Source organism: Luteimonas fraxinea (genome assembly GCF_021233355.1).
In the GTDB taxonomy this organism is placed as follows: Bacteria; Pseudomonadota; Gammaproteobacteria; order Xanthomonadales; family Xanthomonadaceae; genus Luteimonas; species Luteimonas fraxinea.
Map to the genome: position 1 here is coordinate 1,018,723 of NZ_CP089507.1, position 15,300 is coordinate 1,034,022.

The 15,300-nt window shown below is 68.0% G+C and carries 15 protein-coding genes and 1 other RNA gene; 11 read left to right on the top strand and 5 right to left on the bottom strand.

Annotation, left to right across the window (positions count from 1 at the left end; all coding sequences use genetic code 11):
• Positions 1 to 49: 49 nt before the first annotated feature.
• The 3 genes from rpoZ to LU699_RS04530 all read right to left on the bottom strand — a co-directional run bounded on the left by rpoZ (position 50) and on the right by LU699_RS04530 (position 2,084).
• Positions 50 to 352: a DNA-directed RNA polymerase subunit omega gene (rpoZ, locus tag LU699_RS04520; RefSeq protein ID WP_159680144.1), complete on the bottom strand. Its 303-nt coding sequence runs from the start codon at positions 350 to 352 to the stop codon at positions 50 to 52.
• A gap of 106 nt (positions 353 to 458) precedes the next feature.
• Positions 459 to 1,103: a guanylate kinase gene (gene gmk, locus LU699_RS04525; RefSeq protein ID WP_232134766.1), complete on the bottom strand. Its 645-nt coding sequence runs from the start codon at positions 1,101 to 1,103 to the stop codon at positions 459 to 461.
• 120 nt (positions 1,104 to 1,223) lie between these two features.
• Complete coding sequence (locus LU699_RS04530; protein WP_232134331.1) at positions 1,224 to 2,084, bottom strand: YicC/YloC family endoribonuclease; 861 nt, start codon at positions 2,082 to 2,084, stop codon at positions 1,224 to 1,226.
• 106 nt (positions 2,085 to 2,190) lie between these two features.
• Between LU699_RS04530 and rph the strand changes: the two genes are divergently transcribed.
• The 7 genes from rph to pepQ all read left to right on the top strand — a co-directional run bounded on the left by rph (position 2,191) and on the right by pepQ (position 10,129).
• The gene (gene rph, locus LU699_RS04535; RefSeq protein WP_232134330.1) at positions 2,191 to 2,919 is read left to right on the top strand and encodes a ribonuclease PH; all 729 of its coding nucleotides are present in this window, start codon (positions 2,191 to 2,193) and stop codon (positions 2,917 to 2,919) included.
• Positions 2,916 to 3,323 (top strand): VOC family protein, encoded by a 408-nt coding sequence (locus tag LU699_RS04540; RefSeq protein WP_232134329.1) that lies wholly within the window; start codon positions 2,916 to 2,918, stop codon positions 3,321 to 3,323. Before rph ends, LU699_RS04540 begins: the two co-directional genes overlap by 4 nt.
• The gene (gene rdgB, locus LU699_RS04545; protein ID WP_232134328.1) at positions 3,320 to 3,925 is read left to right on the top strand and encodes an RdgB/HAM1 family non-canonical purine NTP pyrophosphatase; all 606 of its coding nucleotides are present in this window, start codon (positions 3,320 to 3,322) and stop codon (positions 3,923 to 3,925) included. Before LU699_RS04540 ends, rdgB begins: the two co-directional genes overlap by 4 nt.
• A 46-nt stretch (positions 3,926 to 3,971) precedes the next feature.
• Positions 3,972 to 5,135 carry a radical SAM family heme chaperone HemW gene (hemW, locus tag LU699_RS04550; RefSeq protein WP_232134765.1) on the top strand — a complete coding sequence of 388 codons (1,164 nt, stop codon included), beginning with the start codon at positions 3,972 to 3,974 and terminating at the stop codon, positions 5,133 to 5,135.
• A 180-nt stretch (positions 5,136 to 5,315) separates the two neighbouring features.
• Positions 5,316 to 7,586: a DUF1631 family protein gene (locus LU699_RS04555; protein ID WP_232134327.1), complete on the top strand. Its 2,271-nt coding sequence runs from the start codon at positions 5,316 to 5,318 to the stop codon at positions 7,584 to 7,586.
• Entirely contained in the window at positions 7,583 to 7,927 is a 345-nt protein-coding gene (locus LU699_RS04560; RefSeq protein WP_232134326.1) for a PilZ domain-containing protein, read from the top strand. Before LU699_RS04555 ends, LU699_RS04560 begins: the two co-directional genes overlap by 4 nt.
• A gap of 849 nt (positions 7,928 to 8,776) precedes the next feature.
• Positions 8,777 to 10,129: a Xaa-Pro dipeptidase gene (pepQ, locus tag LU699_RS04565; RefSeq protein WP_232134325.1), complete on the top strand. Its 1,353-nt coding sequence runs from the start codon at positions 8,777 to 8,779 to the stop codon at positions 10,127 to 10,129.
• A gap of 78 nt (positions 10,130 to 10,207) precedes the next feature.
• Here pepQ and LU699_RS04570 read toward each other — a convergent pair whose 3' ends face one another.
• Both LU699_RS04570 and LU699_RS04575 read right to left on the bottom strand, forming a co-directional pair.
• Positions 10,208 to 11,533 (bottom strand): aminopeptidase P N-terminal domain-containing protein, encoded by a 1,326-nt coding sequence (locus LU699_RS04570; protein WP_232134324.1) that lies wholly within the window; start codon positions 11,531 to 11,533, stop codon positions 10,208 to 10,210.
• 1 nt (position 11,534) lies between these two features.
• The gene (locus LU699_RS04575) at positions 11,535 to 12,086 is read right to left on the bottom strand and encodes a UPF0149 family protein (protein ID WP_425491044.1); all 552 of its coding nucleotides are present in this window, start codon (positions 12,084 to 12,086) and stop codon (positions 11,535 to 11,537) included.
• A gap of 83 nt (positions 12,087 to 12,169) precedes the next feature.
• On the opposite strand from LU699_RS04575, the gene LU699_RS18305 reads away from it, so the two are divergent.
• The 4 genes from LU699_RS18305 to ssrS all read left to right on the top strand — a co-directional run bounded on the left by LU699_RS18305 (position 12,170) and on the right by ssrS (position 15,269).
• Complete coding sequence (locus LU699_RS18305) at positions 12,170 to 14,425, top strand: putative bifunctional diguanylate cyclase/phosphodiesterase (protein ID WP_269781349.1); 2,256 nt, start codon at positions 12,170 to 12,172, stop codon at positions 14,423 to 14,425.
• Positions 14,426 to 14,456: 31 nt separating this feature from the next.
• Positions 14,457 to 14,678 (top strand): TIGR02449 family protein, encoded by a 222-nt coding sequence (locus LU699_RS04595; protein ID WP_232134323.1) that lies wholly within the window; start codon positions 14,457 to 14,459, stop codon positions 14,676 to 14,678.
• A complete protein-coding gene (locus LU699_RS04600) occupies positions 14,675 to 14,974 on the top strand; it encodes a cell division protein ZapA (RefSeq protein WP_232134322.1) in 300 nt (99 codons plus the stop codon). Before LU699_RS04595 ends, LU699_RS04600 begins: the two co-directional genes overlap by 4 nt.
• A gap of 110 nt (positions 14,975 to 15,084) precedes the next feature.
• A non-coding RNA gene (gene ssrS, locus LU699_RS04605) (6S RNA) lies at positions 15,085 to 15,269 on the top strand.
• The last annotated feature ends 31 nt before the right edge of the window (positions 15,270 to 15,300 follow it).

The following is a 15,300-nucleotide window of genomic DNA, read 5'->3' on the forward strand; positions in this document are numbered from 1 at the left end:
GTCGTCGGTGAAGCGACACGTTGCGCGCGTCAAACGCGCGGCAGGCGGATCAGAGATCGTCGCCCTTGCCCATGTCCTCGTCGGCCACGACTTCGGCAGCGGCCCATTCCAGCGCCTCACGTTCCTTGCGCTCGCGCTCGGACTTGTCGACGGCTTCGATGAAGGGCTGATCGATGCGGCGCGCAGCGATTTCGCGCAATGCCAGCACGGTCGGCTTGTCGTCGTTCTCGCTGTTGTCGAGCTGCGATTCGACGCCGTTGGCGAGCTGGCGGGCGCGGCGTGCGGCCAGCATGACCAGCTCGAAGCGGTTGTCGACGACTTCCAGGCAATCTTCTACGGTGATGCGGGCCATACGGGCTCCCGGCGACCGGATCGGCCGCGCGAATTGACGAAAAAGGGTCGCGCATCGTAGCGCCGGGCCCATGCCGACGCAAGCGCCGGCTATAGGAATCAAACAGTTAGCCTGCGTTCGACGCCGCTGCGGCCGCCTCTTCGCGCAACAGACGCGCGATCAGCGCGGCGTGGCGCTCGGCCTGGCGTTCGCGGCGCAGCCGGCTGGCGCGGAAGATCGCGCACATCTCGCCCACGGCGGTGTCGAAATCCTCGTTGACCACGACGAAGTCGAACTCGTCGTAATGCGACATCTCTTCCTGCGCGGCGGCGAGGCGCTGGGCCATCACCGCTTCGCTGTCCTGGCCGCGCTTGCGCATGCGCTGGTCGAGCGCTTCGCGCGACGGCGGCAGGATGAAGACGCTCACGGCCTCGGGCACCTTGTCGCGCACCTGGCGCGCGCCCTGCCAATCGATCTCCAGCAGTACGTCCTTGCCGGCGGCGAGCTGCGGTTCCACTGACTGGCGCGCGGTGCCCTTCCAGTCGCCGTGCACCTGCGCGTACTCGAAGAAGTCGCCGGCATCGATCATCTGCTGGAACACGTCCTTGCCGACGAAGTGGTAATGCTCGGCATGGCGCTCACCCGGACGCGCGAGGCGCGAGGTGAACGAGATCGACAGGGCGATGTCCGGATCGCGCGCCAGACAGGCGTTGACGATGCTGGATTTTCCGGCGCCCGACGGCGCGGCGACGATGAACAGCGTGCCGCGCATCGGCGACGTGTCCGCGGCAGGGTGGGATTCGGGGGTCACGCCCGTCTCCAGCGCTCGAAAGGCCGCGCATCGTACCGCTTTACGCGGGCCCGCGCCGGAGGCCGGCCAGGCCGCGCGGGATCACTCGATGTTCTGCACCTGCTCGCGGATCTGGTCGATCAGTACCTTCAGTTCGATCGCCGCCTGGGAGCTGCGGCGATCGACCGATTTCGAGCCCAGCGTATTGGCCTCGCGATTGAATTCCTGCAGCAGGAAGTCGAGCCGACGCCCCTGCGGCTCGCGCTGGCTCAGCACGCGGCGGATCTCGACGACATGGCTGTCGAGGCGATCGAGCTCCTCGTCCACGTCTAGCTTCTGCAGCCACATGACCAGTTCCTGCTCCATCCGGCCCGGCTCGACCGGGTGCGGCAGATCGTCGAGACGCGCCTGCAATTTGGCGCGCTGGGCCTCGCCGATCTGCGGCATCAGCACACGGATCTCGGCGGCGATCGCGGCGATGCCGTCGACGCGCTCCAGGATCGCGGCGACCAGCTTGCCGCCCTCACGCTCGCGCGCGGCGATGAAGTCTTCGAGCACGGTGTCGAGCAGCGCCAGCACTTCGACCTGCAGCGCCGCCGGATCGACACCGCGCGACTGCAGCACGCCGGGGAACTGCAGCAACTCGGTCAGGCTGGCGCGCAGTTCCGGAAATCCGCCGCGCAGGTCCTGGGCCAGATTCTGCAGCTGGGTCAGCAGCGCCTGGTTGAGCTGCAGCTCACCGCCGCCCTCGGCGCTGCGCAGGCGCAGGCCCAGATCGACCTTACCGCGCGAGACCTTCGTCGCGATGCGCTCGCGCAGCGCGGGTTCGGCCGCACGCATCTCTTCGGGCATCCGCGTGCCGAGTTCCAGGAAGCGGTGGTTCACCGCGCGCAGTTCGCAGGCCAGCGTGCCCCACTCGGTGCTGCGCTCGCCTGAAGCGAAGGCGGTCATGCTGCGGATCATCGGCAAGTTCACTGCGGAAAACGGCGGACGAGTATGCCACCGCCTACCGGGGCGGTTCCGGCGCCACTGTTAGAATCCACGCCCGCTTTCCCCCTGCAGGCTCTCCATGTCCGACTTCACCCGTCCCAGCGGCCGCGCTGCCGATCAGCTGCGCGCCGTGCGCTTCGAGCGCGGCTTCACGCGTCATGCCGAGGGCTCGGTGCTGGTGAGCTTCGGCGACACCCGCGTGCTGTGCACGGCCAGTGTCGAGAACCGCGTGCCGGGCTTCCTGCGCGGCAAGGGCGAGGGCTGGGTGACGGCCGAGTACGGCATGCTGCCGCGCGCCACCAACACCCGCAACGATCGCGAAGCCTCGCGCGGCAAGCAGGGTGGCCGCACGCTGGAAATCCAGCGCCTGATCGGCCGCAGCCTGCGCGCCTGCGTGGACCGCAAGGCACTCGGCGAACGCACCATCACGCTCGACTGCGACGTGCTGCAGGCCGACGGCGGCACCCGCACCGCTGCGATCACCGGCGCCTACATCGCGCTGGTCGATGCGATCGGCGTGCTGCGCGGCCGTCGCGAGATCACTCGCGATCCGGTGCACGGTGCGATCGCGGCGGTCTCGGTGGGCATCTATCGCGGCGTCCCGGTGCTCGATCTTGACTACGCCGAGGACAGCGACTGCGACACCGATATGAATGTCGTGATGAACGACGGTGGCGGTTTCATCGAAGTCCAGGGCACCGCCGAAGGCCACGCGTTCCGCCGCGCCGAGATGGACGCGATGATGCAGCTGGCCGAAGCCGGCGTCGCCCAGCTCGTCGCCCTGCAGCGCGAAGCCATCGCCGGATGACATCCGGACGCGCGAAGCGCCGCATCGCGTTGACCACACTGCTGGTGGCTGACTACGACGCGGCCATCGCGTGGTACACGCGTGCGCTGGATTTCCGGGTGTTCGAGGATCGCCCGCTCGGCGACGGCAAACGCTGGGTGCAGATCGGCCCCGGCGATGCGGACGATGCGTCATTGCTGCTGGCGCAGCCTGCCAATGACGCGCAGCGCGAGCGCATCGGCGACCAGACCGGCGGCCGGGTCGACCACTTTCTCTATACCGATGACTTCGAACGCGACCATGCGTCGATGACAGCGGCCGGCGTCACCTTTCTCGAAGCGCCGCGCGTCGAGCCCTACGGCACGGTCGCGGTGTTCGTCGATCTGTACGGCACGAAATGGGATCTGCTGGAGCCTGCCGCATGAAGACCCTCGTCCTGGCCAGCGGCAACGCCGGCAAGCTCCTCGAACTGCGCGCGATGCTGGCCGATCTGCCGCTGACGATCGTGCCGCAGCGCGAGCTCGGCGTGGACGATGTGCCGGAGACGGGCACCACCTTCGTCGAGAACGCATTGATCAAGGCGCGGCATGCCTCGCAGGTCACCGGCCTGCCGGCGCTGGCCGACGACTCCGGCCTGATCGTCGATGCGCTGGGCGGCGCGCCCGGGCTCTACAGCGCGCGCTATGCCGGCAGCCCGACCGACGATGCTGCCAACAACGCCAAGCTGCTGCAGGCACTCGACGGCCTGCCGGAGGCGCAACGCACCGCCCGCTTCTATGCGGTAATCGTGCTGCTGCGCCATGCCGACGATCCACAGCCGCTTATCGCCGAAGGCAGCTGGGAAGGCCGCATCCTCGTTGCGCCGCGCGGGCACCACGGCTTCGGCTACAACCCGGTGTTCCTCGATCCCGCAAAGGGTCTGACCGCGGCCGAGATGCCGCCGGAACAGAAGAACCGCATCAGCCACCGCGCACTGGCGCTGCAGGCGCTGCGCGACCAGCTGGCCTCGTCCGGCCTGCTGGCCTGATCGATCGCCGCGCGCACTTGCGCATGCCGCCCGCCGCCCTGACCTTCTGTCGATGCTGATCCCGCCGCCGCTCTCGCTGTACGTGCACCTGCCCTGGTGCGTGCGCAAATGCCCGTACTGCGATTTCAACTCGCACGAGTTCAAGGGCGGCACGCCACCGTTCGACGCCTACGTCGATGCACTGCTGGCCGATCTCGACCAGGACCTGCCGCTGGTCTGGGGCCGCACCGTGCACAGCGTGTTCTTCGGCGGCGGCACGCCGAGCCTGTTTCCGGCCGACGCGATCGAACGCATCCTGCAGGGCGCGTCCTCGCGGCTGCGATTCGCGCCCGAGGCCGAGATCACGCTGGAGACCAATCCCGGCACCGCCGAGCACGGCCGTTTCGAGGATTACCGGCGCGCCGGCGTGAACCGGATCAGCTTCGGCATCCAGACCTTCGACGACGCCACGCTCAAGAAACTCGGTCGCATCCACGACAGCGCGCAGGCGGCCGCAGCCGTCGATCTGGCCCGCAATGCCGGCTTCGACAATTTCAATCTCGATCTGATGTACGCCCTGCCCGACCAGACGCTGGCGATGGCCGAGGCCGATGTGTTGCGCGCGATCGAGCTCGCGCCGACGCACATCTCGCACTACCAGCTCACGCTGGAACCCAACACCGTGTTCGCCGCCCGCCCGCCGACCGGCATCCCCGACGACGATCTCGCCTGGGACATGCAGGAACGTTGCCAGGCGCTGCTGGCCGACGCCGGCTATGCGCAATACGAAGTGTCCGCATATGCGCGCGCCGGACGACAGTGCGCGCACAACCTCAATTACTGGCGCTTCGGCGACTACCTCGGCATCGGCGCCGGCGCGCACGGCAAGCTCACGCTGGGCAGCGAGCAGACGATCCTGCGCCGCTGGAAATCCAAGCACCCCATTGCGTGGCTGGCAGGCGCCGGCACGCAGGCCGGCATCGGCGGGGATGAGCGCATCGAGCCGGCGCGTCGTCCGTTCGAGTACATGCTCAATACGCTGCGACTGGTCGACGGCTTCACCCTGTCCGGCTTCGAGGCCACGACCGGCCTTCCGCCCTCGGCCATTGATGCCCCGCTGGCCATCGCCATCGACAGAGGCTGGTTGCAGCGCGACGCCGACCGGGTGGTGCCGACCGAACTCGGCCGGCGTTTCACCAACGACGTCGTCGCCCTGTTCCTCGAAGACTGACGCCGCGCGCAGCCGCCTGCCGCAACGCAGCAGGCGCGTGGCCGGTGCCGCCAGCACGATCCGTTATTACCAACCGGATGCCCCGCCCGCGCGCGGGCTGCCACTTGTGTTCGCACGCCAGTGGTGACGGCCGCGCGCGCATGCTAAAGAATGTGATCGATGCCCAGCCCGGCAACCGGAATGCCTGCGACCGCACACTACCCACCACCGCCCCGTTCGCTTGCCGCGGCAGGCCTGCCCCCGCGCGTGCGCCGCACGCTCGAGCGTGCGCTGTCGTTCGTGTCCAACGAACTCGATGGCGGCCTCTCCAGCCTCGTGTCCGAGTTCGAACAGGAACTGTTCCGGCTTGCCGACCATGCGCGCAATCCGGGCCTCGAATCGGGCTACATGGCCACGCTGCGTGCGTTCCGCGCCAATCGCGCCGACCTCTTGCCGCGGTTCCTGCTCGCACTGGAAGGCTCGATTGCGGCCATCCGTACACCTGCGCCGCCTCCGCCGCCGACGCCGCTGGACACCGCCTCGTTCGGGCCGCTGAGCCTGGTCGAAGACACGGTGATGGACGAAGGCACGGTGCTGCGCGAGATCGCGAGCCGCCAGGAAGGCCGCGCGAATCTGTCGCTGCATCTGCTGGGCCAGCGCTTCGGCGTGCTCGCCGCCTCGCCCGCCTTCGATGCCGAGCGCCTCCCGCTGGGCCCGCAGTGCCTGTGCCGGGCGATCGCCTCGGCCGCCCGCATGCTCGAGATCGAGCACGACGCGCGGTTGTTGCTCTACCGCATTTTCGACCGGGTGGTGATGCCCGGTTATGCCCGTGTCCTCGAGCGCCTGGATGCGCAGCTCGCCGACGACGGCATCCTGCCCTCGCTGACGTTCGTGCCGATGCGCGCGCGGGCCGAGGCCGTCGAACCCAAGGAAGCTTCCCGCGTGGCAAGGACTGCCGAAACCGTTGAAATGCCACGCCCGCAGGTGGACGACGCCCAGCGTCCGTACACCGGCTGGGGCGAACCCGAGACCGTCGACGACGACGAGGCGGACGATGCGCAGTCGCACGAGGCTGCCTACGCGCGCCTGCAGGCGCTGATGTCCGGACGCCGCGAACTGCTGCGCAAGTTCCAGCCGCGCACCGACTCTCCGCTGCCGCGCCGCCAGCTGGCGACCAGTGAAGTGTCCGATGCGCTCCGGCAACTCCAGCAGCAGCCGCAGGGCGGTGGCCGCACTCTGGTGGAGATCAAGCGTTCGCTGCTCGCGCAGGCACGTCAGCGCAGCGGCGAAGGCGCGATGCTGGCGCCGCAGGACGAAGACGCGTTCGAACTGCTCGGCATGCTCTACGGGCACATCGAACAGGAAATCCGCAGCGAGGCGCCGGCCGCGCCGCTGGTGCGCGAACTGCAGATCCCGGTGCTGCGTGCGGCCCTGCAGGACCATTCCTTCTTCACCCGCCAGCGCCACCCCGCGCGCCAGCTGCTCAACACCGTCGCCGAGAGCGCCGCCAACTGGCACGACGACACCGCCTTCGATCCGCGCGTGCAGGCCGCCCTGCGTGCTGCGGTCGCGTTCGTGGTCGGCAACTACGAAGGCGACGTCGCCGTATTCGCCGAAGGCAATGCGCGCGTGCAGGCACAACTGCAGACGCAGGCCCGCACCGCCGAGCTGCAGGAGCGTCGCCACATCGAGGCCGCCCGTGGTCGCGAGAAGCTGGCCGCCGCGCGCGCACGTGCCGACGAGCTGATGCAGGGCATCGTCGGCGACCGTCGCCTGCCGCGCTTCTCGCGCGCGCTGCTCGATCAAGCCTGGGCCGACGTGCTCACGCTGACCCTGCTGCGTCACGGCGAATCGTCCAGCGAGGCCGAACACCAGCTGCGGATGACCCGCCGCATCGTCGAAGCATCGCTCGACGCGGTGCCGCGCGCGGACGAAGCACTGCAGTCCGATGTCGAATCCGCGCTCGGCCAGGTCGGCTACCACGGCGAGGAGGCGACCGTGATCGCCCAGCGCCTGACCAGCCATCGCAGCGACGAGGACGATGCCGCGTCGCGCACCGAACTGGCGATGAAGCTCAAGGCGCGCGCGCGTCTGGGCGAGGAAGCCGGCGCCGCACGCCGCGAAAAGCCGCCGGTGCGCACGGCCGAGGAACAGGCGCAGTACGACCACCTGCGCACGCTGCCGTTCGGCACCTGGATCGAATTCACTACCAACCAGCAGGGCGACATGGTTCGCCGTCGCATGTCCTGGTACAGCCCGATCACCGACCACGTGCTGTTCGTCAACCAGCGTGGGCAGCGCACGGGCGAGCAGTCGATGGACGCCGTCGCACGACTGATGGCGACCGGCAATGCCCGCGTCGTGACCGCTGACCGCGGGCACCTCGTCGACCGCGCCTGGCAGGCCGCGATGGGCGCCCTGCGCAGCTTCGCCGGCCGCGGTGAAAGCCGCACTTCGGAGGTGACGGCATGATGCAGGAGTTCCGCCGCGCGAAGCGTCGCAAGGCGCCGGACGTGATCCTGGTGACCGACGCGATGACCGCCCGCGTCATCGGCCGCGTCGGCAACCTGTCGGAGACCGGCATGCTGCTGATCGCCAGCGAGCCGTTCGTCGAGGACGCGCTGTATCAGTTGTCCTTCACCCTACCTGATGCGCCGGACGCGCCGGTCGAGATCGGCGCGCATCTGTTGTGGCTCGACGATGCGACGCTTGCCGGGGCCAGTTGGGCGGGTTTCCGCTTCATCGCGACGACACCATCGCTGGCGCACCGGTTGCAGGGGTGGGTCAATGCGCCGGGGAGTCATTACGCCTGACGTTTACGCTGCCGATTCTGACGTTCGTTGAGATCTCCCGAGACGCGATCTCGCCGGTGGGCTCCCTAGCGCTAAGCGTGCGAGAGACCCGCTTCTGATTTCCGATCCGCCGTTGCGGCTGTCACTCACCCGTAGGGCGCCGCACAGGACGTGCGGCGTTTTCCGACCGAGGCAGGATGCCGAGTCGGAAAATCCCGGTGCGCTAAGAGCCGCGGGCTTCGGACGTGTCGGGGAGACGTTTTTCTTTGGTTCCGTTTCTTTGACTCGCATCTTCGATGCTCGCCCCTTCGGGGCCGGCTGCGCCGTTCGCGCTGCGCGCGTAGGCGTCAACCAAAAGAAATGAACTCGGCCGCGTCAGCGGACGAGAGCGGTTGATCTTGCTCCGCGCTGGGGCGGGTCGCTCCGCAATCAAAAGCGAACATCAAAGTCCAACGCTTCCACTCACCTTGCGGCGAGCGGGTTCATTTCTTTTGCTGGACCCACGCACGCAGTGCGAACGGCGCAGCCGGCCCCGAAGGGGCGAGCATCGAAGATGCGAGTCAAAGAAACGGAACCAAAGAAAAGGGCCAGCCCCGACGGAGCAAATCCGGCCAGTCATTCGTTCCGGGATTTTTCGACTCGCCATCCTGGCTCGGTCGAAAAACGCCGCACATCCTTGTGCGGCGCCCTACGGGTCTGCAGTCATCGGCATGACGTCGCGATCTCGCACAGCAAAAGCATGGTCCTAGGCAGATGCGACAAGCAGCACTTGCCCAACCGCCTGCAAAACGCAGGAAAGAAGCGCACAGAACAACACCCCTCCGTCAATACGGCAGAATAGGCCGATCCACTCGCCGCCCCGGGATCAAGATGTCTACGCCTGCTTCGTCCGCCGCCAGCCTATACGCCGACCACCTTGCGGCGCTGCAGGCGCGCACCGCCACCGCGCTCGAGCGCGCGGGCCTGGAACATCTCGTCATTCCCAGCGGCACGCTGCACTACCAGATGTTCGACGACCGCGACTACCCGTACGCGGTCAATCCGCAATTCAAGGCCTGGCTGCCGTTGACGCGCAATCCGGGCAGCTGGCTGGTGATCACGCCAGGCGCGCGACCGAAGCTGGTGTATCTGCAGCCGCGCGATTACTGGCATGTCGTGCCGGAAGCGCCGTCGGGCTATTGGGTCGAGCACTTCGACATCGTCGTGATCCGCAAGCCCGAAGACGCGCAGCAGCATCTGCCGAAGAACGCGGCGCGCTGCGCGATTCTCGGTGAGCCGCAGAGTGCGCTGGGGCATTACGGCGCCTACAAGCCGAACAATCCGCAGGCGGTCATCGACCATCTCGACTACCACCGTGCGTTCAAGACCCCGTACGAACTGTCGATGCTGCGCGAAGCGTCGCGTCGCGGCGTGCGTGCGCATGCGGCGGCCGAGCGTGCGTTCCGCGCAGGCGCCAGCGAGTTCGGAATCCACTTGGCCTATTGCCAGGCGGCCGGTCAGGACGCAAACGAACTGCCTTACGGCAACATCGTCGCGCTCAACGAGCATGCGGCAGTGCTGCACTACACCGAGCTCGGGCGCCTGCCGCCCGATCCGGTGCGCAGCTTCCTGATCGATGCTGGCGCGAGTCACGCCGGCTACGCTGCCGACATCACCCGGACCTACGCCACCGATACCGGCAGCGAGTTCCAGGCGATGATCGAAGCGGTCGACACCGCGCAGCAGGCGATGGTCGCGCAGGTGCGCAGCGGCACCGACTACAAGCAGATGCATCTCGATGCGCACCTCGCCCTCGCCGGCGTGCTGCGCGATTTCGGTCTGATCAAGGTGTCGCCGGAAGCCGCGCTGGCCACCGGCGTCAGCGCCGCATTCTTCCCGCACGGCCTCGGCCACGGCATCGGCCTGCAGGTGCACGACGTGGCCGGCTTCGCGGCGTCGGAGACCGGCGGCGTCATCGCCAAGCCCGATGGCCATCCGTTCCTGCGCCTGACCCGCGTGCTGGAGCCGGGGATGGTCGTGACCATCGAACCGGGTGTCTACGTCGTCGACATGCTGCTCGAGGACCTGAAGGCGGCCGGCCACGGCGACAGCATCGACTGGGATCGCATCGAAGCCTTCCGTCCCTACGGCGGCATCCGCATCGAGGACGATGTGGTCTGCACTGACGACGCGCCCGAGAACCTCACGCGCGATGCGTGGGCGGAAGAGAACGCGGCCGCCTGATCACGACGGGCGCGTCGAGCGCCCGCTGACACCTCAAGATGAAGCGCGCCAGGCGCGCTGCGGACCGAACACGCGCGCTTATTTGCGCGCCATGAAATCCTCGATCTCGTCTGCCGTGCGCGCCAGACCGGTCGTCAGCACGTCATGCCCGGTCTTCGTCACCAGCACGTCGTCCTCAGTCCGGATCCCGATACCGCGCCACTTCGCATCGACGCTGGTGTCGTCGGTCGACACGTACAGGCCGGGCTCGATGGTGAACACCATGCCCGGCTCGAGCAGACGCGATTCGCCTTCGATGCGGTAGTCACCGACGTCGTGCACGTCAAGACCGATCCAGTGCCCGGTCTTGTGGCGATAGAACCGCTTGTAGCTGCCGTCGGCGATGTTCTTCGCCAGCTTGCCCTTCAACAGGCCGAGCCGCAGCAGGCCTTCGGTCAGCGCTTCGACCGCGGCGTTGTGGCCGGCCTCGTACGCGACACCCGGCCGCGCCTGCGCCAGCGCGGCCTGCTGCGCGGATTCGACGACTTCGTGCAGGGCACGCTGCGCAGCCGTGAAACGGCCGTTGACCGGGAAGGTTCGGGTGATGTCGGCCGCATAGCCGCGATATTCGGCACCGGCATCGATCAGTACCAGGTCGCCGTCGCGCGCCTGCGCGTTGTTAGCGCGGTAATGCAGCACGCAGGCGTTGGCGCCCGCACCGACGATGCTTTCGTAGGCGGGACTCGCGTCGTGGCGACGGAACACGTACTCCAGCTCGGCCTGCAGCGCGTACTCATGGATGCCGGGACGCGCCGCGCGCATCGCCGCCGCATGCGCATCGACGCTGATCTTCGCCGCGCGCCGCATGAGCTTGAGCTCGCCGGCGTCCTTGAACAGACGCATCTCGTCGAGCAGATGACCCAGTTCCAGGAATTCGTGCGGTGGCTGCGCACCGACCCGCACCTGCGCACGCACGCGGTTGAGCCAGCCGATCAGCTGCAGGTCGAATTCGGTATCGCGGCCGAAGTGGTAATAGACGCGCGTGCGCCCTTCGAGCAGGCCGGGCAGAATCTCGTCGAGATCGTCGATCGGATACGCATCGTCCATGCCCAGCGCTTCGACGGCGCCCTCTGGACCGACCCGCGGACCGTCCCAGCCTTCGCGCTCCAGGTCGCGTTCGCGGCAGAACAGCAGCGCCTCGCCGTGCTTGCGGCCCGGCACCAGCACCAGCACCGCGTCGGGTTCGGCGAAGCCGGTGAGATACCAGAGGTCGGAATCCTGCCGGTAGGCGTGATGCGTATCGCGGCTGCGCACCCGCTCGGGCGCGCTGGCCAGCACGAGGATCGCGTTGTCGCCGACCAGCCGCATCAGCTGGCGCCGACGCTTCTCGTAGGTGGCCGCGGTGATGCCGGTCGCGCTCGCCATGTCAGTTCAGCCGATTGCGGTGACGCGGCCCCAATGCGGCGTCGCCATGCAGCAACAGCGCCGCCACGCGCACGAACTCTTCGATCTCGGTCAGCGCGTCTTCTTCGACCGCATCGTCTTCGTCGTCTGGATCCGGCTGTGCCGCCGCCAGACGCGCCAGGTCGGCCAGCGCCTCGTTGCCTTCTTCCGACAGCGACGAACGCTCGCCCGCGGCCAGGCCGAAGCCGCCGAGAAATCCACGACACCAGTCGAACAACGCGGCGCTGCGCACCGACAGCGGTTCGCCGTCTTCGGGCATCAGCAGTGCGAATGCGAAATCACGATCTTCCAGCTGGGTGGCGGTGGCCACGCGCATCCGGTCGAGCGCGCTGCCGGCCGCGGGTGCGGGCAGCGCGGCGTCTGCCAGCACCGGCGCCAACCAGGCGGCCAGATCGTCGCCACCGCCCGCCAACCAGCCGCTGAGACCCCCATGCAGTTCGCTGCCGGGCATCGCCAGTTGGAGGTGGCGGATCTCGGCGTCGACTTCGGCAAGGCTGGGCAGGGTTTCGGACACGGTTGGCACTCTCGGGCAGGGGTGCGCCATTCTACCAATGGCCATCCTGTGACCGTGCGCACGCTTGTTGCCGGACCGCCGGCATGCCTACACTCGCGTTCGCCGACCCCGGCATGGAGCGCCGCCGCGTGATCGAACCCAGCCAGCTGCACGTGCCAGGCGCCGCGGTGCTGATCGCGTTGCTGGTACTGCTGGTGGTCATGGTGGTGCGCAGGCGCAGCAGCGAAGACGCCTACGTCGCCGAAATCAACGAACGCCGCGACCGGCTGAAGCTCGCGCTGTGGGCGACCGGCGAACGCTACTGGGATTACGACGTCGGCAGCGGCCAGCTGCGACGCCTGCTCGAAGACGAGCCCAATGGCGATGGCCGCCTGCTCGAAGACAGTCTGCCCGTCGACGACCTCGTGCATCCCGACGACATGGCGCTCGCGCGCGAGACGCTGCGTCGCTACCTCGACGGCGAATCCGGCCGCTACCAGGCGCAGGTACGCGTCGCCGACGGCACCGGCGGCTGGGCGTGGGTGCGTGTGCGCGGGCGCGCGGTCGAACGCGATGACGACGGCAACGTGCTGCGCATCGCCGGCACCGCGCTGAATGTCTCCGCGACGCGCGAGGCCGAACGCGAGCGCCAGATCGCTGCCACGGTGTTGCGCAGCATGGGCGAAGCAGTCGCGGTGATGGACGCGGATTTCCGCTACGTCTCGGTCAATCCCGCCTTCCTGCGCATGACCGGCTACGCGGAGACCGAAGTGCTCGGTCGCAGCGCGTCGCTGCTCGACAGCGAACAGAACGACAGCGCCTTCTATCGCCACATCCGCACGCAGGCCGGGCGCCAGGGCCACTGGAGCGGCGAGCTGTGGCAGCGCCGCAAGGACGGCGACGAACTGCTGACCGCGCTCGAGCTGCGCACCGTGCGCGATGCCGACGACGACAGCGTGTTGCACGTCTGCGTGTTCAACGACATCACCCAGCAGAAGCGCACCGAACAGGAACTGCGCTACCTCGCCAACTTCGACACGCTGACCAGCCTGCCGAACCGCTCGTTGCTGTCGGAGCGCCTGTCGCGCGCGATCGTCCGCGCGCATCGCGAGGACACGCGCCTGGCGGTGCTGTTCCTCGATCTGGACCGCTTCAAGGACATCAACGATTCGCTGGGCCACGCCGCCGGCGACCGCATCCTGCGCGCGGCCGCGGTGCGTCTGCAGCAGACGGTCGGCGAGCAGCACACCGTGGCGCGGCTGGGCGGCGACGAATTCACCGTCGTGCTGGAAGATCTCGAGAAGCCCGACGACGCCGAACGCATCGCGCGCGAGATCATCAATGCGTTCGAGGCGCCTCTGCTGCTCGACGACCGCCGCGAGGTCTCGATCTCACCGTCGATCGGCATCAGCCTGTACCCCGATCACGCACAGGTGCCGACGGAACTGCTCAAGCAGGCCGACACCGCGATGTACCAGGCCAAGGCCGCCGGGCGCCGCACCTTCATGCGCTACAACGACAACATGGATCTGGCGGTGCGCCAGCGCGCGACGATCTCCGGCGCGCTGCGCAAGGTGCTCGACCGCGGCGAACTGCGCCTCGTGTTCCAGCCGCGCCTGTCGCTGTCGCCGCCGCGCATCACCGGTGTCGAAGCGTTGCTGCGCTGGTCGAGTCCGGAACACGGCGACATTCCGCCGGCCGAGTTCATTCCGATCGCCGAGGAAAGCGGGCTGATCCTGGAGATCGGCGAATGGGTGCTGCGCGAGGCCTGCCTGGTGCTGCAACGCTGGCGCCAGCACGGCATGGACGAGCTCAACGTGTCGGTCAACGTCTCGGTGCTGCAGCTGCTGCGCGGCGATTTCGTCGGTGTGGTCGGACGCGTGCTCGACGATGTGGGGATCCCGCCGCATCTGCTCGAACTCGAACTCACCGAAAGCGTGCTGATGGCCAATGCCGAGCAGACCGCGGAGCGCCTGCAGGCCTTCCGCGCGCTCGGTGTGTCGCTGGCGATCGACGATTTCGGCACCGGCTATTCCTCGCTGGCGTATCTCAAGCGGCTGCCGATCACCACGATCAAGATCGACAAGGCCTTCGTCGACGGCCTGCCGCACGACGCCGAGGACGCGGCGATCACCCCGACCATCGTCGCGATGGCGCACTCGCTGGGCCTTCGTGTGGTGGCCGAGGGCGTGGAGACCGAAGCGCAGATGCGCTTCCTCGCCGAGCGCGGCTGCGACGAGATCCAGGGCTTCTGGCTCTCGCCGCCGCTCGACGCGCTGCAGTGCCTGGCCTTCATGCGCAACTGGCGCCCCGACGGCCTGCTCCTCGCCCGCGACGCACCACTGGCCGTGCTGCCTTGACCGCCACCTGCGCGCTGCCTATGGTGCGGCAATGACCGAACCCGACGTCATCGCCCAGCTGCAGAGACTGACGTCGCGCCTCGATGCGCTGATCGAGCGTGTCCGCATCCTCAGCGACGAGAACCGCAGCCTGCGCCAGCAGCAGGAATCCATCGTCGGCGAACGCGCCCAGTTGCTGTCGAAGAACGAGCAGGCACGCTCGCGGGTCGAAGCGATGATCGCGCGGCTCAAGTCACTGGAGCAGCACACATGAGTGCGACAGAAGCCGTCAGCGTGCGCGTGCTGGATCGCGAGTACACCGTCGGCGTCACGCCCGACGAGCGCGACAGCCTGATGGCGGCGGCCAAGCTGCTCGACACGCGGATGCGCGAGATCCGCGGCGCCAACCGCATGGCCGCGGTCGATCGCATCGCGATCCTCGCCGCTCTGAATCTTGCGCACGAACTGCAGCTGCTCGGCGAGGGCCAGTCGCACGGCTCACGCGAGGTCTCCGACTCGGTCGCGGCGCTGCACCGCAAGCTCGACGTGCTCGACGCCGAACAGCGCTGAGCCGCGCGTCTTCGCGACGCCTCCACGCAACTGAATCCCCGCCGCCGCCCACCACGTCGCGACCGACGAACGGAACACGCGCCGCGGGTCGATTGGCTATACTGCACCTGCGTTCTCTGCCGTGTTCGACAGCGTGCAAAACATTCGCCTTGTCCCTTAATAACGACACCGGGGACGTCAGGAAACCGGGAGTGCCAGTCCGCCCCCGAGCGGAAAGCCCAAAGGAATCCCAGCGTTCCCACTTGAACCCCGGGTTCAAGGTCGTTTCGCCTGCATCGACATCGGCGGAGAACGTATTTTTTGAGCCTGCCCGCCGCGTCGCCGGC